The 20,264-nt window shown below is 70.1% G+C and carries 19 protein-coding genes; 11 read left to right on the forward strand and 8 right to left on the reverse strand.

All coding sequences use genetic code 11. The features are described 5' to 3' along the window. Positions 1-8 precede the first annotated feature (8 nt). From LY41_RS17815 to LY41_RS17825, 3 genes are all read right to left on the reverse strand, one after another. A complete protein-coding gene (locus LY41_RS17815; protein WP_372493312.1) occupies positions 9-1,289 on the reverse strand; it encodes an MFS transporter in 1,281 nt (426 codons plus the stop codon). Positions 1,290-1,393: 104 nt separating this feature from the next. Continuing rightward, positions 1,394-1,744 (reverse strand): metallopeptidase family protein, encoded by a 351-nt coding sequence (locus LY41_RS17820; RefSeq protein WP_253865180.1) that lies wholly within the window; start codon positions 1,742-1,744, stop codon positions 1,394-1,396. Positions 1,745-1,749: 5 nt separating this feature from the next. Then, positions 1,750-2,892, reverse strand: a complete 1,143-nt coding sequence (locus tag LY41_RS17825; protein WP_253865181.1) for a septum formation family protein — start codon at positions 2,890-2,892, stop codon at positions 1,750-1,752. Between the two features lie 279 nt (positions 2,893-3,171). Here LY41_RS17825 and LY41_RS17830 point away from each other — a divergent pair, with 279 nt between their 5' ends. From LY41_RS17830 to serS, 5 genes are all read left to right on the forward strand, one after another. Then, on the forward strand, positions 3,172-3,864 hold the full coding sequence (locus tag LY41_RS17830) for a hypothetical protein (RefSeq protein WP_308292272.1): 693 nt from the start codon (positions 3,172-3,174) through the stop codon (positions 3,862-3,864). A 16-nt stretch (positions 3,865-3,880) separates the two neighbouring features. Then, complete coding sequence (locus tag LY41_RS17835; protein ID WP_253865182.1) at positions 3,881-5,032, forward strand: glutathionylspermidine synthase family protein; 1,152 nt, start codon at positions 3,881-3,883, stop codon at positions 5,030-5,032. 97 nt (positions 5,033-5,129) lie between these two features. Continuing rightward, positions 5,130-5,576: a DUF350 domain-containing protein gene (locus LY41_RS17840; protein ID WP_253865183.1), complete on the forward strand. Its 447-nt coding sequence runs from the start codon at positions 5,130-5,132 to the stop codon at positions 5,574-5,576. Between the two features lie 183 nt (positions 5,577-5,759). After that, on the forward strand, positions 5,760-6,665 hold the full coding sequence (locus LY41_RS17845; protein ID WP_253865184.1) for a haloalkane dehalogenase: 906 nt from the start codon (positions 5,760-5,762) through the stop codon (positions 6,663-6,665). 148 nt (positions 6,666-6,813) lie between these two features. Further along, positions 6,814-8,082 (forward strand): serine--tRNA ligase, encoded by a 1,269-nt coding sequence (serS, locus tag LY41_RS17850; RefSeq protein ID WP_253865185.1) that lies wholly within the window; start codon positions 6,814-6,816, stop codon positions 8,080-8,082. On the opposite strand, the gene LY41_RS17855 is transcribed toward serS, so the two are convergent. From LY41_RS17855 to LY41_RS17870, 4 genes are all read right to left on the reverse strand, one after another. Next, positions 8,044-8,418, reverse strand: coding sequence for a hypothetical protein (locus tag LY41_RS17855; RefSeq protein ID WP_253865186.1), 375 nt, complete (start codon positions 8,416-8,418; stop codon positions 8,044-8,046). The genes serS and LY41_RS17855 overlap by 39 nt on opposite strands. Before the next feature lie 210 nt (positions 8,419-8,628). Then, on the reverse strand, positions 8,629-9,837 hold the full coding sequence (gene lhgD, locus LY41_RS17860) for an L-2-hydroxyglutarate dehydrogenase (RefSeq protein WP_253865187.1): 1,209 nt from the start codon (positions 9,835-9,837) through the stop codon (positions 8,629-8,631). 87 nt (positions 9,838-9,924) lie between these two features. Then, on the reverse strand, positions 9,925-11,520 hold the full coding sequence (locus LY41_RS17865) for an ABC transporter permease (protein WP_253865188.1): 1,596 nt from the start codon (positions 11,518-11,520) through the stop codon (positions 9,925-9,927). Beyond that, positions 11,517-12,638, reverse strand: a complete 1,122-nt coding sequence (locus LY41_RS17870; RefSeq protein WP_253865189.1) for an ABC transporter ATP-binding protein — start codon at positions 12,636-12,638, stop codon at positions 11,517-11,519. The genes LY41_RS17865 and LY41_RS17870 overlap by 4 nt, the downstream gene beginning before the upstream one ends. A gap of 230 nt (positions 12,639-12,868) precedes the next feature. Here LY41_RS17870 and LY41_RS17875 point away from each other — a divergent pair, with 230 nt between their 5' ends. Then, positions 12,869-13,486: a TetR/AcrR family transcriptional regulator gene (locus LY41_RS17875; RefSeq protein ID WP_253865190.1), complete on the forward strand. Its 618-nt coding sequence runs from the start codon at positions 12,869-12,871 to the stop codon at positions 13,484-13,486. A gap of 59 nt (positions 13,487-13,545) precedes the next feature. Further along, positions 13,546-15,237 (forward strand): DUF8728 domain-containing protein, encoded by a 1,692-nt coding sequence (locus LY41_RS17880; protein WP_253865191.1) that lies wholly within the window; start codon positions 13,546-13,548, stop codon positions 15,235-15,237. Between the two features lie 21 nt (positions 15,238-15,258). Here LY41_RS17880 and LY41_RS17885 read toward each other — a convergent pair whose 3' ends face one another. After that, positions 15,259-16,095, reverse strand: coding sequence for an HAD family hydrolase (locus LY41_RS17885; RefSeq protein ID WP_253865192.1), 837 nt, complete (start codon positions 16,093-16,095; stop codon positions 15,259-15,261). Positions 16,096-16,249: 154 nt separating this feature from the next. Between LY41_RS17885 and LY41_RS17890 the strand changes: the two genes are divergently transcribed. The 4 genes from LY41_RS17890 (at position 16,250) to LY41_RS17905 (ending at position 20,264) form a co-directional block, all read left to right on the forward strand. Continuing rightward, the gene (locus LY41_RS17890) at positions 16,250-17,143 is read left to right on the forward strand and encodes an LLM class flavin-dependent oxidoreductase (RefSeq protein WP_253865193.1); all 894 of its coding nucleotides are present in this window, start codon (positions 16,250-16,252) and stop codon (positions 17,141-17,143) included. A gap of 304 nt (positions 17,144-17,447) precedes the next feature. After that, complete coding sequence (glf, locus tag LY41_RS17895; RefSeq protein ID WP_253865194.1) at positions 17,448-18,677, forward strand: UDP-galactopyranose mutase; 1,230 nt, start codon at positions 17,448-17,450, stop codon at positions 18,675-18,677. Beyond that, positions 18,670-19,308, forward strand: a complete 639-nt coding sequence (locus LY41_RS17900; protein WP_253865195.1) for a phosphatase PAP2 family protein — start codon at positions 18,670-18,672, stop codon at positions 19,306-19,308. Before glf ends, LY41_RS17900 begins: the two co-directional genes overlap by 8 nt. Further along, positions 19,305-20,264 carry a decaprenyl-phosphate phosphoribosyltransferase gene (locus LY41_RS17905; protein ID WP_253865196.1) on the forward strand — a complete coding sequence of 320 codons (960 nt, stop codon included), beginning with the start codon at positions 19,305-19,307 and terminating at the stop codon, positions 20,262-20,264. The genes LY41_RS17900 and LY41_RS17905 overlap by 4 nt, the downstream gene beginning before the upstream one ends.

Below are 20,264 nucleotides of genomic sequence, written 5' to 3' on the forward strand. Positions count from 1 at the left end.
ACTTCCGGCTACTCGGCTTCCGCTGCCGAGCCCGTGGTGCGCTGCCGGTCCAGCAGCAGCACCGCGGCGAGCGTGACGGCGCCGAGCGCGATCTGGCAGACGCCGGAGAAGGCGAACGTCGCGCTGGTCGAGCCCAGCACGGTCGTCAGCAGGCCGCCGAACAGGGCGCCGACGGGCAGCATGCCCCACACCACCGTCCGCCACACGCCGAGTACCCGGCCCAGTAGCTCGCCGGGTACGAGGCGGTGGCGGACGGTCGCCAGCAGCACGTTGGCGATGACGACGGCACCCGCGAACACGCCGAACAGCACCGCGCTCGCGACGGGCTGGGCCGAGTTGCCCATTGCGATGAACGCGGCCCCGGCCGCGGCCATGGCGGATGCCAGGACGTAACGGCCGCGGAACCGGTCGACCAGCCGCGAGGCGATCGCCGCGCCCGCCAGGCCGCCGAGGCCGCCCACGAGCCCGAACACGCCGAATGCGGCTTCGCTGAGTGAGAGGTCCTCGAGCGCATACAGCACCAGCTGGGCCTGCGCGAGCTCCGACGTCAGCGCCAGTCCGCCCGCTGCGACGACGAGCCGCCACATGACCGGGTCGCGGATCAGCCAGCGCATGCCGTCGGCGAGGTCGGAGCGCAGCGCGGCGGCCGGCCGGTCCGGTGCGTCGGACGCCGCAGACCGCTGGGGCCGGAAACTGCCTGCGAGGGCCAGCAGCAACGCCGCTCCGATCGCGAAGGACGCCGACGTCAGCAGGAACGGGAAGGCCGCGAACACTGCGAACGTGAGGCTGCCCACCGGACCGCCCGCGAACGTCTGCCCGACGATCTCGGTGGCCTGCAGCTTGCTGTTGGCGCCCGACAGTCCGTTCTGGTCGACCACGGACGGGATGAGCACGTTCGCCGCGCTGTCGGCCACGACCTCGGCCACACCCACGACGAGCGCGCCGATGTAGACCAGCCAGATCGACGTCGAGTCCGTCAGCACGAGCACGGTCATGCCGCCGATCGCCGCGGCTCGCGCGGTGTTGGCCAGCACGATGGCTTTGCGGCGGTCGACCCGGTCCAGCAGTGCGCCTGCCAGCACCGCGAGCAGCAGCCACGGCAGGAACTGGGCGGCCGACAGCCCGGCGATCAGCACCGGGTCGCGCGTGACCGTTGCGGCGAGGAGCGGGAAAGCGACCTTGGCGATGCCGTCGCCGAGGTTGGCGGCGAGGTTGGCGCCCAGCAGCAGAGGTAGTCCGCGGCGGGCGGGGGCGGAAGAAGTCGCTGTTGTCATGGGGTCGTGCGCCATCGCGTTAGAGCAGAGCGTGCCCGGGCGGCAGCCGCCAGTAATCTTACCCTTTCGGGCGAATTCCCGAGAGCGAAACGCGACTTTCGCAGGGGGTGCAGAGCGAGTCAGCCCCAGCCGAGCTCGTGCAGCTTGGCGTCGTCGATGCCGAAGTGGTGCGCGATCTCGTGCACCACGGTGATCAGCACCTCTTCGACGACGTCGTCCTCGGTGTCGCAGCAGCTCAGGATCGGCCCGCGGTAGATCGAGATGCGGTCGGGCAGCACGCCGCCGTAGTCGTGCCCGCGGTCGGGGAGTGCGACCCCGTGATACAGCCCGAGGATGTCGGGCTCGGACTCGTTGTACTCCTCGACGAGGACGACGACGTTGTCCATCGCGCTCGCGAACTGTTCGGGTACCTGGTCCAGCGCCGACGCGACGAGCTCCTCGAAACGCTGCAGCGGCATGTCGACGGCCATGCCGGTCAGCCTCCGTTCCCGTCGCCGTTACCCGCGCTGCCCGTGTCGCCCGAGCTGCCCGCGTTGCCGGAACCGCCGTTGCCGCTGTCGCCGTCGTTGCCGGAGCCGTTGCCGTTGCCGGAGTCGCCGTTGTCGCTGCCGGAGTCGCCGTTGCCGGAGCCGCTGTTGCCGGAGTTCTCGCCCGACCCCTGCGACGGGCGCGGTGTCGATGCGGCGTCCTTCGACACGCTGCCCCGGATCGAGGCCAGGCCGCTGTCGTCTTCCAGGAGCGCGCCGACCTTGCAGTTCACTCGCGTCGAGCCTGCCTGCCAGCTCTTCTTCCCGAGGGTGTCCCACGCGGTGATCAGGCCCTGTTTCCGCAGGTCGGCGTCGCCCGAGTAGTCGCCAGCGAGCTTGTTGCACCGCTTGTCGAGGAACGTGTTCTGGTCCTGCTCCGACGGGAACGCCTCGAACTTCTCGCCCAGGTCGACGACCGCGACCATCTCGTAGGAGTGCCGCTCGGTGCAGTCGACGGGATCGCTCGGCGACTTGTCCTCGATGCCGAGGCAGGTGCCCTTCTCCCACACGTCCGACTGGTCGATGTCGGCGGCGGGCTTCTCGAGGGTCTGCAGCGATCCGCCCGGAGCGGTGCGCTGGAGTCCGCAGTGCAGCCGCCGGTCGCCCGAGTCCCACTGCTGGTCGTCCGGTTGCAACAGGCCGAGGTTGAGCTTGCCCTCCGGGTCGAGCGGTCCGTCGAGGTATTCGCGCGCCTGCTGACCGCAGCGCTGGGTGGTGAGTGTGCGCCACGTCTCGGCGTCGGGTTGTTGCGCGCCGCGCGGGTACTCGGCGGAAATGTCGACCGCGCCGATGACCTCGAACAGGTGCGGCTCGCTGCAGTCGACGGTGCGGATGTCTCCCGCGTCGGCGGCCCGCCAGGTCAGGCAGGTGCCCGGAGGGGAACTGAAAGCCTGGTGCCGGGCTTGCGCGGCCGCTTCGGCACGCGCCTCCGTGCGCTCCTGTTCGGTCTCGAATCCCCAGCCCAGCAGCCACGACAGCGACATCGCCGCGATGGCACCCGCGAACACGCCCGCGACCAGGACACGGGTACGGCGTGCCGATTTCGTGCGCGCGGGTTTTTCCGGATGGAACCGGCGGGGCTCTTCGGACATCCATTCCATGATGCCTGCTCGTGACCGCGGTTGCGCGTGGGTCGCTAGGGTTGAGGTCGACCTCGGACGAGTGGCGGCCCGGCGATCGAGGGCGTGGTCGATGATGTGATCGGCCACGTGAGCCACGACGTGGTGGATGGCCTGGTCGGCTCGGCGGACAACCGGTCCGGCGAGCCCGGCGGACGACCCGGGCGGGACGAACCCCGGGCGGGACGAGCCTCGGGGTGGGACGAACCCGGGGCGGGACGAACGAGGTGCCGACATGTGGAGCCTTCGAGAATGAGCGACGAGAACAACACGCCTGGGGGGCCGCAGGGCCCGTGGCAGGGGCAGCCGCCGGATGGAATGCCGGGTCAGCCGGGGCAACCGCAGCAGGGCCCGCCCAGTGGGCCCGGGCAGCCGCAGCCTGAGCAGCCGCAGCCCGGACAGCCGGGCCAGATGCGGTACCAGGATCCGTCGACCGCGGCGCCGCGCGAGCCCACGCTCGCCGAGCAGCGTGCTCGCAAGCAGGCGGCCGTCGCCGAGAAGGAACGCGCCGCCCAGGCCGACCAGGCGAGGCGCGCGGCCGAGCAGAAGTCCGACACGCGGCGCAAGCTGTTCATCGGCAGTGGTGTCGGACTGGGCCTGGTCGGCCTGGTCGCGGGCTGGTACCTCGTCAAGCCCGAGGAGACGACGGCGGTCTGCACGACCGCCGACGGCACGGTCGTCGAGAACGACCAGTTCTGCGACGAGGACTACGTCAACAGCCAGGGCGGTCACGTCAGCGGCGGGTTCATGTTCCTGCCGATGCCCGGCGGTAACATGCAGCAGTACCGCTACAACTACGGCGGCAGCGGCGCGCCTGGCACGAAGGTGCAGGGCGGCACGTACAACAAGCCTTCCGGCGCGAACATCACGACCCGCTCCGGCAAGACCGTCCAGCGCGGCGGTTTCGGCGTCAGCGGCGGCAGCTTCGGCAAGAGCGGAGCCTGACCCCGTGCAGCGATCCATGTCCGCGCCCCGACCGAACTGGCAGCAGACCGTCGAGCAGCAGGGTCTCGTGTTCGGTAGCCCGGCCCGCTACGGCGACGGCAAGGCTCGGCCCTACTGGGACGAGTCGGTGCACTACGTCCTCCCGATGGACGAGGTGCTCGCGCTCGAGGCCGACGTCGAGCTGCTCCACTCGATGTGTCTCGACGCCGTCGACCACGTGGTGACCGCCGAGCGGTACCGCGAGTTCGGACTGCCCGAGTGGCTGTGGCCGCACATCGCCGAGTCGTGGAAGCGCGGCGACCCACACCTGTACGGCCGGTTCGACCTGCGCTACGACGGCCGCGGCCCCGCCAAACTGCTGGAGTACAACGCCGACACCCCGAGTTCGCTGCTCGAAGCGGCGATCCTGCAGTGGCACTGGAAGACCGAGGTCTTCCCCGACGCCGACCAGTGGAACTCGCTGCACGAACAGCTCGTGGAGCGCTGGCAGTACGTCGGCGGGCTGCTGCCGTCGAAGGAAGTGCACTTCACCTGGTCGAGCGCCGACACCAGCGGTGAGGATCACATCACCACGACCTACCTGCAGGAGACCGCCGCCGAGGCGGGCCTGGACACGGTCGCGCTCGCCATCGAGGAGATCGGCTGGGACCCGCTGTTGAAGCGGTTCGTCGACCTCGAGGAATCGCCCATCGGCACGGCCGTGAAGAACTACCCGTGGGAATGGATCGTCGAGGAGGAGTTCGGCCGCTACGCCGCCGAATCGCAGCCGCAGACGCTGTGGGTCGAACCGCTGTGGAAGACCCTGCTGTCCAACAAGGCGCTGCTCGGCATCCTCTGGGAGAACTATCCCGGGCATCCGAACCTGCTGCCCGCGTTCAACGACCAGCCGGGCCTGCTGACCGAGTACGTGCGCAAGCCCAAGCTCGGCAGGGAGGGCGCGAACGTGCAGATCGTCGCGCCCGGTTACGAGACCGAGACCGCGGGTGTCTACGGCGCCGAGGGCTACACCTTCCAGGCGTTCGACCCGCTGCCCGAGTTCGACGGCTACCGGCCCGCACTGGGGGCCTGGATGGTCGGCGACAATGCGGCGGGCCTGGGGATCCGCGAGACCGCGGGGCTGGTCACCGACGACGGCGCCGCGTTCGTCCCGCACCGCATCTCCGAGTGACCACCGGCGAGCACCACCACATCCGGCGACAAGCAGCGCCGGTTCCCGGCCCCGGCCGGGCCGGCCTTTCCGATACTCGAGCAAGGGAGAGTTCCACGTGAACGTCGCACTGTCCGAAGGCTTCTTCGGGGACATCGCCTGGGGCATCGGCGCGATCGCGCTGTACGCGATCGTCGGCCTGCTGCTGATGTTCATCGGCTTCTACGCGATCGACTTCACCACACCCGGCAAGTTGTCGGAGCTGGTGCGCAGCGGCCTGCCGAACGCCGTGATCGTCACCTCGTCGGGACTGCTGTCGATGGCGTTCATCGTCGTCGTCGCGATCTGGGCCTCGACCGGTGACCTCGCCGAGGGGCTGATCATGTCGCTCGTGTTCGGGTTCGTCGGCATCGTGGTGCAGGTCGCCGCGGTGCGCGTGCTCGAGTTCGCGACCCGCATCGACGTCCGCTCGACCATCGAGAGCGAGCGGTACGCGCCCGCGAGCCTGGTCGTGGCGGCCGCTCACCTGGCGCTCGGTCTCGTGGTGGCCGTCGCCATCTCGTGACGTTCCACCGGGCCGGGCGCCGTGGTTCCGTGCGCCCGGCCGCGGTGGCTCCCGCGGTCGTTCCCGCGGTGGCCCTGTAGTGGCTCCCGTGGTCGCGGACCGGCGGAAACGTTCTCGAGACCCGACCGTCTCGTGATCGTTTCGCGGGGTTGTCAGGTGCACCTGACGCGCTACGGTGGCGGCGTGCGGCTATTGCGGACTCCAGAAGATCGTTTTGAAAACCTTCCCGGCTTCGACCTGCCCGAGCGGTACGCCGAGATCGACAGCCCGGAAAGTGGCATCGTCCGCATCGGGTACGTCGAGGCGGGACCCGCCGACGGCCCGGTCGTGCTGTTGTTGCACGGCGAGCCGAGCTGGTCGTATCTGTACCGGAAGATGCTTCCGGTGCTCGCCGACGCCGGGGTGCGCGCGATCGCGCCCGACCTGGTCGGCTTCGGCCGTTCGGACAAGCCCGCCGACGTCGCCGACCACACGTACGCCGCGCACGTCGAGTGGATGCGCGCGTTCGCCTTCGACGTGCTGGACCTGCGTGACGTCACGCTCGTCGGCCAGGACTGGGGCGGGCTGATCGGACTGCGTCTCGTCGCCGAGCACCCCGAGCGCTTCGCCGGCGTCGTGCCGGCCAACACCGGACTGCCGACCGGTGACGAGGGAATGCCCGACGTCTGGTGGTCGTTCCACGACGCCGTCGAGAAGGCGCAGGTGCTCGACATCGGCCGGTTCGTGCAGTCCGGCTGTGTCACGAAGCTGACCGACGAGGAACGGGAAGCCTACGACGCGCCGTTCCCGAACGAGATGTACAAGGCCGGTCCGCGCGCGATGCCCTCGCTCGTGCCGACCATGCCCGACGATCCGGCGACGGAGGCCAACCGGGCGGCACGCGCCACGCTGGGCAAACTGTCGATCCCGATGCTGGTCGCGTTCTCCGATAACGACCCGATCACCGCGGGCATGCGCCCCGTGCTGGAGCGGCTGCCGGGCGCGGCGGACCGCGAGCACCCGACGATCACCGACGCGGGCCACTTCCTTCAGGAGGACGCGGGGCCCCGGCTCGCGGCGGAGATCGCGAGCTTCGTCCGCTCCCTGTAACCCTGCCCGCCCCCGTAACCCCTGGGCGCGTGTTCTGCACTCGTGTCGCGGCCTCCGGGGCTCGGTCGTTCCCGAACGGTGACGCGCTCCGCCTCCGTGGTCGTGCCTCGTCGGAGATCCGCCGGCCGGGCCGTCTACCCTCAGGGGCGTGATCGACCTCAGGACTCTGCGTGAAGACCCGGACCAGGTACGCGCCTCGCAGCGAGCTCGCGGCGAGGATCAGGGCGTCGTCGACCGGCTGCTGTCCCTCGACGCCGAACGCAGGTCCGCGATCGCGACGGCCGACCAGCTGCGCGCCGAGCACAAGGCCCTCGGCAAGCAGATCGGCAAGGCCTCCGGCGACGAGCGGGAGGCGCTGCTGGCCAAGGGCAAGGAGCTCGCCGCGCAGGTCAAGGAGGCCGAGGCCGAGCAGTCCCGCGCGAGTGACGAGTTCGAGCAGCTGCACCGCGCGGTGCCGAACCTGATCATCGAGGGCGTCCCTGCCGGGGGCGAGGACGACTTCGAGGTGCTCAAGCACGTCGGCACGCCGCGCGAGTTCGACTTCACCCCGCGCGATCACCTCGACCTCGGCGAGCGCCTCGGCGCGATCGACATGGAGCGGGGCGCGAAGGTGTCGGGCGCCCGGTTCTACTTCCTCACCGGGGTCGGTGCGCAGCTGCAACTCGCGCTGCTGAACATGGCCGCGGCGCAGGCGGGCGCCACCGGGTTCGAGCTCGTGATCCCGCCGGTGCTGGTGCGCCCGGAGATCATGGGCGGCACCGGGTTCCTCGGCGCTCACGCCGACGAGGTCTACAACCTCGGCGAGGACGACCTGTACCTGGTCGGCACGTCGGAGGTGCCGCTGGCCGGCTACCACTCCGACGAGATCATCGACCTGGGCAAGGGCTCGAAGCGCTACGCCGGCTGGTCGACGTGTTTCCGCCGCGAGGCAGGGTCGTACGGCAAGGACACGCGCGGCATCCTCCGCGTGCACCAGTTCGACAAGATCGAGATGTTCGCCTACTGCAAGCCCGAGGACGCCGAGGCCGAGCACGAGAAGCTGCTGGCGTTCGAGGAGGACATGCTCGCCAAGATCGAGGTGCCGTACCGCGTGATCGACACCGCGGCAGGCGACCTCGGCACGAGCGCGGCGCGCAAGTACGACTGCGAGGCCTGGGTGCCGACGCAGGAGACGTACCGGGAGCTGACGTCGACGTCGAACTGCACGACGTTCCAGGCGCGCAGGCTCGGCGTGCGCTACCGCGACGCGGGCGGCAAGCCGCAGACCGTGGCCACGCTCAACGGCACCCTCGCCACGACGCGGTGGCTCGTGGCGATCCTGGAGAACCACCAGCTCGCCGACGGTTCCGTGCGCGTGCCCGAGGCGATGCGCCCGTTCCTAGGCGGCCGTGAGGTCCTCTCCCCGGTCGGCGAATAGCGCACCGGGCGCGCCCGCGTCGAGCATCGCGGTGACGATCGCGGCCTCGCTCGCGGCCTCGCCTGCGGCACCGTCGATGAAGCTTCCGGAGCTGCACGAGTACGCGACGGAAGCCGGTTCCGGGGCGAGGACGTCGCGGGTCGCCGTGCGGACATCGTGGGGATCGCTGAGTGCGGCCGCCAGCTCCACCGATACCGGGTCCGGCAGGTACGGCAGGCGCGTGGCGTACAGGTCGACGTGGCCGGGCAGCCATCGCCACAGTTCGCGGTCGAGGGCGAAGTCGAACGGCACCACGAGCCCGATGCCCGTGAGCGTGGGCTCGGCCGGTCGGATCACGCAGTCATCGGACACGGAATTCACGGCAGGGCCGCGCAGGCGTGCGTGTGAGTGAAACGGCGGAAATCGTCACCCGGGCAGGCGGTGGCGGATCTCGGCCGGTGCCGTACCGGTGGGTGCCGTGCCGGTGGGTGCGGAGCCGGCCGGTGTCGTACCGGTGGACGCCTGGTCGGCGGGTGCCGGATCGGTGGATGCGGGGCCGGAGCCCGGTCAGGTCTCGGTGGTGTCGGCGATGTGGCGGGCGATCTCCAGTGCGCTCGTGGCAGCAGGGGACGGGGCGTTGAGCACGTGCACCTGACCGGGGGCACGGTCGATGAGGAAGTCGTCGGCGAGCGAACCGTCCGGCAGCAGCGCCTGCGCACGTACGCCCGCGCCGTGGCGCGCGATGTCGTCCGGTCCGATCGCAGGCACGAGCCGCGCCAGGCTACGGGCGAATCGCCTGCGGGACAGCGATCGCCGCACCTCGTCGAACCCCACCGGGAACGCGTACCGTCGCGTCAACCGCCACGAACCCGGAAACCGTGCCACGTCCGCGATGTCGCGTGGCGAGACGTCCCGCCACCGGTACCCCTCGCGGCGCAGCGCCAGCACGGCGTTGGGTCCGGCGTGGACACTCCCGTCGAGCATCCGGGTCAGGTGCACGCCGAGGAACGGCAGCGACGGATCGGGCACCGGATAGATCAGTCCGCGCACGAGGTGGCTCTTCTCGGGGCGCAGGGCGTAGTACTCGCCGCGGAACGGCACGATCCGTGCCCGCGGGCGCACCCCGGCGAGCTCGGCGACCCGGTCGGCGTGCAGTCCGGCGCAGTTGACGAGCACGTCGGCGCGGAGTGTCTCGGATCCGGGGCCGCTCGCGGAATTCGTCTCCGTCGCGACGTCGACGCCGCCGCCGCTGCGCGGGCGAATCGCCACCGCCCGCGTGCCGAGCCGCAGGTCGGCCCCGGAATCGGCCGACAGTCGCGCGAGCGCCGCGCACACCGCGGGGAAGTCGATGATGCCGGTCGTCTCGACGCGCAACGCCTCGACGCACGTCACCTCGGGTTCGTACTCACGTGCCTGCGCAGGGCCGATCAGCCGCGCAGGCACGCCGTTGGCCTGTGCCCGCTCGGCGAGGACGTGCAGGGCTGCACGTTCGGCCGGTTGCGTGGCCACGACGAGTTTGCCGCAGACCTCGGCGCCCGCGCCGTGTTCACGGGCGAACGCGAGGACGGACCGGTTGCCCGCCACCGACATCCGTGCCTTGCGCGAGCCCGGCTTGTAGTACAGGCCCGCGTGGACGACGTTCGAGTTGTTGCCCGTCTGGTGGGCCGCCCAGTGCTGCTCCTTCTCGAGCAACGTCACGCCGTCGCCGCGCAGGGTCAGCTCACGCGCGACCGCGAGGCCGAGGATACCGCCGCCGATGACCACAACCCGCCGCATGACCGACGACGGTAACGCCTCGCGCGCGACGGTCACCGGCTCCCGGCTCCCGGCTCCCGGCGACCGGCGCCGATGCGGTGCCGCCGACTACGAGGTGGCGAGGTCGCGGCCGGCGAACCCCGCCGTTCCTGCGGCCGCCAGCGTCAGCGCGAGCAGCAGCATCACCACCGGCGCCAGGAGTGTGACCTCGCCGCCCGGCAGTTCCGGCGCGTGTTCGAACGGCGATATGTCGACTACCCACCCGGGCAGCCGGAACGCGGGGCCGAGCAGCGACGCGGTTGCCGCGGCCGCCAGCGCGCCCCACGCCACCGGCGCCGACCGCGGCGCCGCGCCGAACAGTGCCGTCGTCAGCCCGCCGAACACCCACACGGCGGGCAGATACACCATCCCGGCGCCGAGAATGCGCGGCAGCTGCGCGATGTCGCCCGCGGCGACGGCATACCCGGCGCCGGCGCCCGCGCTGCCGATCGCCAGCAGTGCCACGCTCGCCGCACCCGGCACGGTGAGCTGTGCCGCCGTCCACCGGCGTCGACTCATCGCGCCCGCCAGCAACGGTTCGACTCGTCCGGCCTGTTCCTCGGTGCGGGCGCGCAGCACGGCGGCAACCAGGTACCCGCTGATCGCCAACGCCAGGAGCAGTGCGGTCATCCGGAAGAAGACGTCGGTCAGGTCCTCGGCCGCCGAACCGCCGAGCGCGGCCAGCAGATCCGGATTGTCGGCGAGGAGGCCGCCGGTCTGCTCGGCGGCAGCGCCCATGGCCGCCCCCGCGGTGAGCACGCCGACCGCCCAGCCGGTGATTCCGCTGCGTTGCAGTCGCCATGCCAGCCCGGTCGGCGTCGTCAGCCCGGTGGCGGCACGTGCGGGGCCCCGGCGGTGTGCCAGCATGCCTTCGCCCAGGTCTCGGTGCGATTCCAGGATCAGCGCGCCGACCGCACACGCCGCAGCCAGGGCGCCCACGAGCAGCAGCGGCCACCACCGCTGCTCCCCGAACGGCCGCGTCGCCTGCGCCCAGCCGACGGGGGAGAACCACGACAACGTGCCGTCACCGATGTCGCCGGCGGCGCGTGCGAGGTAGGCGGCGCCGAACACGCCTCCCGCGAGGGCCTGCGCCCCACGTGCATGGTCGGCCACCTGCGCGGCGAACGCCGTGATCGCTGCGAACACGATCCCGATCGCCGCGAGAGCAGCCCCGAATGTCGTGCTGCCCGTCCACGGCAGACCCTGCGCGCCCAGAGCCACGGCGATCGACCCGCCGACGGCCACGTCGAACGCGGCGGCGACCAGCAACGTTGCCGTGACCGGCGCATGCCGCCCCACGACCGCCGACCGCAACAACTCGACGCGGCCGAGCTCCTCCTCGGCACGCGTGTTGCGGCCCACCAGGAAGACGTTGCACAGCGCGATGCCGATCGCGGCGAACCCGCCGATCTCGAACACGACCACGCCGCCGAGCGTGTGCAACCCGTGGCCGGGGCCGCCGAGCGCGATGGCCGCGGGGCTGGCACCGGCCGTGCGGGCGTAGTCTTCGAGCGAGGCCTGCGTCGGGTACAGCGATTCGAAGCTGGCGACGGTCACGAGCGGCAGCGCGACGAGGGCGGCGAACCAAATCGCGAGCCGGAGGCGGTCGCGGCGGAGCGTCAGCAGGGTCAGTACCGACGTCGCGGCGAACGTGCGCGTCGTCATCGGTACGTGCTTTCCGGTGCGGTGCCGATGGTCGGGGCGTCGGCTGCCGGGGTGTCCACGGCGGGCCCCCGGTCGGCGGGTTCGCCGGTGCGGGTGCCGTGGGCGCTGTCGTCGTGGTTGCCGTCGTCGTGGTTGCTGTCGTCGTGGTTGCCGTAGTGGCGGAGGAACAGTTCCTCCAGCGACGGTGGTGAACTGGTCAGCGCGGTGATGCCGAATCCGGCGAGGGTTCGCATGGCCGCGTCCAGGTGATCGCCGTCGACGTCGAATCGCACGTGGTGACCGGCGTCGGTGCCGGGGGACTCGTGGGTCGTAGTCGCGGTGGCGTCGGTGCCGGTCGTGCTGGTCACGCCGCCGGGCATGCCGGTGGTCACGTTGTGCACGCCGGGCAGGTCGCCGATCGCGGTCGCAGGGGCGCGGGTGCGGGCGTCGACGGTGGTGTGGGTGAGGTGGCGCAGGTCGTCGAGGGTGCCGGTTTGGACGGTGCGGCCGGCGCGGATGATGCTGACGCGGTCGCACAGCGCCTCGACCTCGGCGAGGAGGTGGCTGGAAAGCAGCACGGTGCGGCCTTCGGCGGTGATCTCGGCGACGCATTCCTGGAAGACGGCCTCCATCAGCGGATCGAGTCCGGACGTCGGCTCGTCGAGGATGAGCAGCTCGGCGTCGGAGGCCAGCGCGGCGACCAATGCGACCTTCTGCCGGTTGCCCTTCGAATAGGTGCGCGTCTTCTTCGTCGGGTCGAGCTCGAAGCGTTCGAGGAGCGCCGAGCGCCGGCGCCCGTCGAGACCGCCGCGGACAGCGGCCAGTACGTCGACGGCTTCGCCGCCGGTGAGGTTCGGCCACAGCGCGACGTCGCCAGGAACGTAGGCGAGCCTGCGGTGGAGGGCGACGGCGTCGTGCCACGGGTCGCCGCCGAACAGGCGTATGCGGCCGCCGTCGGCACGCAGCAGGCCGAGCAGGACGCGGATGGTCGTGGACTTGCCCGCGCCGTTGGGACCGAGGAACCCGTGCACTTCGCCGGGTTCGACCGCCAGGTCGAGTCCGTCCAGGGCGCGGAACCGCCCGAACTCCTTGATCAGCCCGGCCACTTCGACGGCCGTGGCGCCGCTGGTTCCTTGCATCGCAACTCCCGGGACATCGATCGGAACGCGATAGTGACTTCCACTTGACAGTGACTCTACGGAGTGGCGGCAGACTTCTGCAAGTGACTCGATGTTGGCAGTGACTGTCTATTGAGTCCGGCTTTCCCTCGGCGTCGGGTTTTCGGTGATCGCCCGGTGCCGTCGACGTGGTCCGGGGATGCCGGGAACGGAAGTCACTGTCAGAAGAAAGCCGCTGCTATGGTCGTGCGGTGGTGAACGGGGTCGAGCCGCTCCGGGACCGGTATCGGCGTGAGCCGGGACTGCGGGAGCGCAAGAAGCTCAAGGCGATGCGGCACATCCAGGACACGGCGCTGCGCCTGTTCGCCGCGCACGGCTTCACGTCCGTGCCGATCGAGCGGGTCGCCGACGAGGCCGAGGTTTCCCCCAGCACGGTGTACCGCTATTTCGGCACCAAGGAGCAGCTCGTCCTCTACGACGAGAGCGACCCGGGTCTGATGCGGCGGTTCGACGAACTGCTCGTCGAGGACGGTCCCGTCGAGGCGCTGCGTCGTGTGCTGGGCGAATTCGACGACTTCCTGACCGGCGACGAATCGCTCATGCGGACGCGGATCCACTTCATGCTGACCGAACCGTCGGTGCGCAAGGCGCTGGGCTCGGAGGTCGACCAGGCAGAGGCATTGTTGCGGGACATCCTCGCCATCCACACCGGACGGGGGATTGACTCGCTGCGGCTGCGGGTGTTCGTGTCCTCGCTCGTCCACGGGCTCATCGCGTTGGTCGAGTACTGGCACGACACCGGCTACCGCGAACCGTTCGAGGACCTGGTCGAGGAAACGTTCGCGATGCTCGAGAACCTCGAGTTGTAACGGCTCGATACGTTGTTTGTCCGGCCGGTCGTTCGGCTCGAGCGGGGATGGGGGTCGCCATGATCGCCACAGCCGTGGTGGTGGCGCTGTGGGTGTGTCTCGGGGTGCTGCTTGTCGTGGTGTGGCCCCGACTCGGCAGCCACCGCGGCTGGCGCCTCGCCACGCTTGTCGTCACGATGGCCGCGTCGCTGACGCACCAGCTCGCCTACGGCACCGTGCCCGACGAGGCCCACGTCGGCTTTCGCTATGCGCGCAACATCGCCGACGGCTACGGGCCGGTGTTCAACCCGGGCGAACCCGTCGAGGGCTACACCGACTTCGCTTGGATCGTGCTCCTGGCGCTGGCCCGCGCGGTCACCGGTGCCGACGTCCAACCTGTCGCCGTCACCTTCGGCATCGCCTGCGTGCTCGGTTGTGTGCTCGTGGTCTACGCGCTCACCGGGCGGATTCTGAGCTGGTCCGGCCGCGGCCCGGCGTTCGCCGTCGCCGCCGCCGTGGTCACTGCCGCGACGGGTTCGCTCGCCGCCTACGGGCCGTCCGGTCTCGCGACGCCGCTGTTCGTGCTGCTCGTGCTGACGCTCGTGTATGCGCTGGTGACCGGTCATATCGTGCTGGCGGGACTGGTCGCCTCGCTGGCGGTGATGACGCGTCTCGACGGCGTGGTCGTCGCCGTGGTCGCAGGCGGGTGGCTGGTGATCGCCGTGCTGCGCGGTCGGATGCCGCGGTCGTCGCCCGCCGTGTACGTCGCCGGCGCCGCGGTGTTGCTCGTGCCGTGGGCCGCGTGGCGCGTGACCTACTACGGCGACGCCCTGCCCACGGAGGTCGTCGCCCGGCTCGCCCGCGCCAGCGACTCCCTCGTCGGCCGGCTCGGGGCCGGGTGGACGTACGTCACCGACTTCGCGCTCACGTACCAGGCGTTCCTGCTGGTCGCAGCCGTGACGATCGGCCTGCTGAGCTATCGGCGACGGCTGCCGGGCGCGACGTACGTGTGGCTGGCGCTGGTGCTGGCGCTGGCCGAAGCCGGGTACGTCCTGGCGGTCGGCGGCGGAACGCTGCCCGCGTGGGGGCAGCTGGCGGCCGTTCCGGTGCTGCTCACCGTCGCCGCGGCCGGCGGTGTCGCACTGGCCGGTGATCCTGCTTCCCGAGGTGACCCTGCGCCCGGCTCGGGCACGGCTTCCGGCTCGGACACGGCGTCGTCGGGTGGTCCGGCCACCGGGTCGGTGCCGACGGGACGTGGCGTCGCCGTCGTCGCCGTGGTGCTGGCCGGGCTGTCGGTGACGCTCGGTATGGCCAGGACCCTGCCGGCGATGGAGGAACTGCGGACCGCCGAACACGAACTGGGTGATATCGGCGAGTGGCTCGGTGCTCGCCTCACCGCCGGAACCGTCGTCAGCGCCGTTCCCGCGGGCTCACTCGCCGATGCGGCGGGATCGCAGCTGTACGTCGTCGATCCGAGTGGCACCACCGACGCCCATCTGGCTCGTCACCCCGAGGACCACGCCTACATCGTGCGCGACCGCATGCCCGCGGTGGTCGTCGATGCGGTGGGCGGATATCTGCCGGACCGGACGTGCCGGATCCACACCGAGTACGCGGGCCCCTACGAGGTGGTGCCGTTCCGGCGGGCCGGTGCAGGCTCCGGGGAGGCTGCGGGCGGCCGGTGGGTCGAGCTGTACCTGCACCGGCCGCAGGCGGACCTGCTCACCGAACGGCTCACCGCGGATCCGCGGTTCACGGCCGAGCCCTGCTGAAGCAGAGTGCGGCCGCGCGGGTCAGAACCAGCGTTCGAGGACCTGGGCGACGCCGTCCTCGTGGTGCGGCGCGGTGACCTCGTCGGCGACGTCGAGGACGGCCCGGTGCGCGTTGGCGACCGCGACGCCGTGCCCTGCCCACTGCAACATCTCGACGTCGTTGGGCATGTCCCCGAACGCGATGGTGCTGTCCGCGCCGAACCCGATGCGTTGTGCGACCGCGGCGATCCCGGTGGCCTTCGTGATGCCGGGCGCCGCCAGCTCGATGAGCCCGTCACCGGACGAGAACGTGACGTCGACGTGGGAACCGAGCACCTCGCGTGCGGCTCGCGCCATCGCGTCCGACGTCATCATCGGGTGGCTGGCCAGTAGTTTCACGGCTGCGTGGCCGAGCACTTCGGCCCGCGGGGCATACGAACCCTCACCGTCTCCCCACGGGTTGTGGTAGCCGGATTCGATCACGAAATTGCGCATGTCGTCGTCCACCGCGTGGGTGCCGACGCGCTCCGCGCCGAGCGTGCAGCCGGGAAGCGCGTGCTCGAGGGCGTCGGCGACGGTCGCCAGCTGGGCGGGATCCATCAGCCCGTGGACGTCGACCACGCGGTCGGCGCCGATGTCGTAGAGAACGGCACCGTTGGCGCACACGGCGTACCCGTCGAGCCCCGCCTGCTCGGCGACCTCCGGGATCCAGCGCGGTGGACGTCCCGACACGAGCACCACCGGCACGTCCGCGCCGACGGCACTGTCGACCACGTCGATCGTGCGCGGGCTCAGGTGCGTGGCCGTCGTCAGCAGGGTGCCGTCGACGTCGGATGCGATGAGGCTCGGTTTCTCCACCGTTCCAGTGTTCCAGAGCATGCGGACTCCTCCGCCGTGTTCCATACGACACCGGGAAGCCCCACGTTCGGGCGGCCGGGTCCGGTAGCGCCGTGCGCAGGAGCGACACGCCCGGGTTGCTGCGGGGAGCGGGCACCCACGACAACGGAGCCGCGGGCCGATAGCGTGTGGCGCCGTGCGCGTTGGCATTGTGATCCTTCCCGAGGACCGCTGGTGGGCGGCCGAGCCGAAATGGCGGGCCGCGGAGGAGTACGGCTTCGACCACGCTTGGACCTACGACCACCTCGGTTGGCGGAACCTGGTGGACGGGCCGTGGTTCGGTGCCGTTCCGACGTTGTCGGCCGCCGCGATGGTGACGTCGCACATCCGGCTGGGCACGTTCGTGACCTCGCCGAACTTCCGGCACCCGCTGCCGTTGATGCGTGAGGTGATCACGCTCGACGACCTGTCCGACGGGCGGTTCCTCGTCGGCGTCGGCGCGGGCGGCCTCGGTTACGACGCGACCGTGTTCGGCGAGCCGGAGCTGACGGTCGGCCAACGCGCCGACCGGTTCATCGAGTTCACGACCGCACTCGACGGCCTGCTGCGGGTGGACGAGTTCGACCACTCGGGTGAGTACTACACGGTGGAGGGCGCGCGGAATCTGCCCGGCGCGGTGCAGCATCCGCGTCCGCCGCTGGTGATCGCCGCCAACGGGCCGCGCACGATCCGGTTCGCGGCCGCGACCGGTGACGCGTGGTTGACCACGGGACGAAACTCCGACGAACTCGAATCGTGGTGGAAGGGCGTCGCCGAGCTGTCCGCGCGCCTGGACGACGAGCTCGCTGCAGCGGAACGTGACCCGGCGACGTTGCAACGTCACCTCAGCCTCGATGCCGCGCCGGTGTACTCGCTGACCAGCAAGGAGGCGTTCGTCGACGCCGCGGGCCGGGCCGCCGAACTGGGGTTCACCGACATCATGGCGCACTGGCCGCGCAGCAACAGCCCGTACGAGGGTCGTGAGGTCGTGCTGGAGGCGGTCGCCGACGAGGTGCTGCCCGAGCTGCAGGGACGTCCCGCGGCCGAGTGACCCACGGCCCGCCCGGCATCGCCCGGCGGGGCCGCAGCCGGGAAGCCTGATCGGTTAATTCGACCGGGTGGCAACTGGTGCGAACGGCCGAACCGGCGGAACCGGAAACGACCGCGTTCCGTCGGTTCTGACATACGGCGCCGATCACACGCGCATCACATGTGGTCCTCCCGGGGGTGCTGGAGCGCGAACCCTCGTGCGGTGGGCAGGCGGCCAGGTGAGAGTCGCAATGGGGACGTCCCGAACGGGGACAGGGGGAGCCTCGCCGCACGAGGGTCGCAGTGCGTCGGTAGCCTTTTGCACCGTGAGCGCGTTTACCGAAACTCCCAGCAACGGAAATGCCGGTTTCGACGGATACGACCTGGTCGTCGTGGGCTCCGGATTCTTCGGCCTGACCGTGGCCGAGCGTGTGGCCAGCCAGCTCGACAAGCGGGTCCTTGTCCTCGAGCGCAGGCATCACCTCGGCGGCAATGCGTACTCGGAGCCGGAGCCCGAGACGGGCATCGAGGTGCACACCTACGGTGCCCATCTGTTCCACACGTCGAACAAACGGGTCTGGGACTACGTCAACCAGTTCACCGACTTCACGGATTACCAACACCGGGTATTCGCGAAGTATCAGGGCCAGGTCTACAGCTTCCCGATGAATCTGGGTTTGATCAACCAGTTCTTCGGAAAGTCGCATTCCCCGGACGAGGCCCGCGAGCTCATCGCCGAGCAGGCGAGTGAAATCGAAACCTCCGACGCGCAGAACCTCGAAGAGAAGGCCATTTCGCTGATCGGCCGTCCTCTCTACGAGGCGTTCGTGCGCGGTTACACCGCCAAGCAGTGGCAGACCGATCCCAAGGAACTGCCGGCCGGGAACATCGCGCGGCTCCCGGTGCGCTACACGTTCAACAACCGGTACTTCAACGACACCTACGAGGGCCTGCCCGTCGACGGGTACACCGCGTGGCTCGAGAAGATGGCCGAACATCCCAACATCGAGGTGCGCTTGAACGTCGACTACTTCGACGTGCGTGATCAGATCCCCGCGGGTACGCCGGTCGTGTACACCGGCCCGCTCGACCTTTATTTCGACTACTCCGAGGGTCGTCTCGGCTGGCGCACGCTCGACTTCGAATCCGAGGTCGTGCCCACCGGCGACTACCAGGGCACACCGGTCATGAACTACAACGACCAGGAGGTGCCCTACACCCGGATCCACGAGTTCCGGCACTTCCACCCGGAGCGCGAGGACCGGTACCCGAAGGACAAGACGGTCATCGTGCGGGAGTACTCGCGGTTCGCCAACGAGGACGACGAGCCGTACTACCCGATCAACACCCCGGACGACCGGGAGAAGCTCGAGCGGTACCGCGAGCTTGCGAAGGTCGAGGCCAAGGAGCGCAACGTGCTGTTCGGTGGCCGCCTCGGCACGTACAAGTACCTCGACATGCACATGGCGATCGGGTCGGCACTGTCGATGTTCGACAACAAGATCGCTCCCCATCTCACCGATGCCGCCCCGCTGGACGGTTCCATCGATGCTTGAGCAGGACTCCGCCTTAGCCGACGCCAGGGCCACCACCACGGCCGACGCGGACGCCACGGCCACAGTCACCGCAGGCGCCACGGCCACGGACGATGCGGACGACGCGACGTCCACGACTCCGCCGGCCGGGGAGGTCGCCGTACTCGCGGCCGTTCAGGACCGGATCGTCAACCCGACGACCGTGAAGATCGCACGCGGCATGTCCCACTTCGGTGAGCACAGTGCCGGATGGTTCGCGTTGGCGCTGGTGGGTGCGGGTGCTGACAAGCAGCGCCGGAAGGACTGGATCACGGCGGCAGCGGGGATCGTCGGTGCGCACGCGGCGTCGATCGCCGTCAAGCGGATCGTGCGCCGCCCGCGGCCCGACCACCCCAGCGTGCGGGTGGGCGTCGGCACGCCCGGCCGGCTCAGTTTCCCGTCGTCGCATGCGACGTCGACGACGGCCGCGGCCGTTCTCTACTCGGGGCTCACCGGGCGCAACGTCGTGCCCGCGATCGTGCCGCCGATGCTGGCGTCGCGGCTCGTGCTCGGGGTGCATTACCCGACCGACGTCCTCGCCGGCGCGGCGCTCGGTGGTGTCGTCGGCGGGTTCGTGCGGCGCAAGTTGAATCGCAACCGGAGCTCACGATGAGTGAGACCACCCGACAGGCCGAGGCAGGCCAGGCGGAGGCGACCGTGTCGAGCGAGCAGACGACCGGCCAGGATCCCGGTGCGTCCGGGAACATCGTCACCGGGCTGTTGAAGACCGCGCGGCCGCGGCAATGGGTGAAGAACGTCCTCGTTCTGGCTGCGCCGTTCACCGCCGGTGAGATTGTGTCCGGCGGCGTTCTGCTGGATGCGCTGATCGCGTTCATGGCGTTCTCCTTCGTCGCGTCGGCCGTCTATCTGGTCAACGACGCCGTCGACGTCGACGCAGACCGGGCGCATCCGACGAAATGCAAGCGACCCATCGCTGCCGGGATCGTTCCTGTTCCCGCTGCGTACGCCGCTTCGGTGGGGTTCTTCGCCGCCGGGTGTGCGCTGAGCCTGCTCGCCTCGTGGCAGCTGCTCGTGGTTCTTGCCGTCTACATGGCCGTGCAGTTGGGGTACTGCTTCGGCCTGAAGCATCAGCCGGTCATCGACCTCGCCATCGTCGGATCGGGCTTCCTGATGCGTGTGATCGCGGGCGGTGTCGGCACGGGGATCGCGCTGTCGCAGTGGTTCCTGTTGGTGACAGCGTTCGGCTCCCTGTTCATGGTCGCGGGCAAGCGCTACGCCGAGATCAAACTCTACGAGCGCACCGGTGCCAAGATCCGTTCGTCGCTGAAGAAGTACTCGGCGAGCTATCTGCGGTTCGTGTGGGCGACGTCGGCAGCGATCCTGATCATGTCCTACTCGCTGTGGGCGTTCGAGCAGCAGCAGGCCGAACCGGGCTCGATCTGGAGCGTCATCTCCCTGGTGCCGTTCGTCGTCGCCGTGTTGCGGTATGCCGTGGATGTCGACAGCGGCAATGCGGGCGAACCCGAGGAGATCGCCCTCCACGACCGAGTACTGCAGGTCCTCGGTGGTACATGGGTGGTCATGCTCGTCCTCGGGTACTACCTGTAA

This window comes from Prauserella halophila (assembly GCF_024171895.1).
GTDB classification, from domain to species: Bacteria; Actinomycetota; Actinomycetes; order Mycobacteriales; family Pseudonocardiaceae; genus Prauserella; species Prauserella halophila.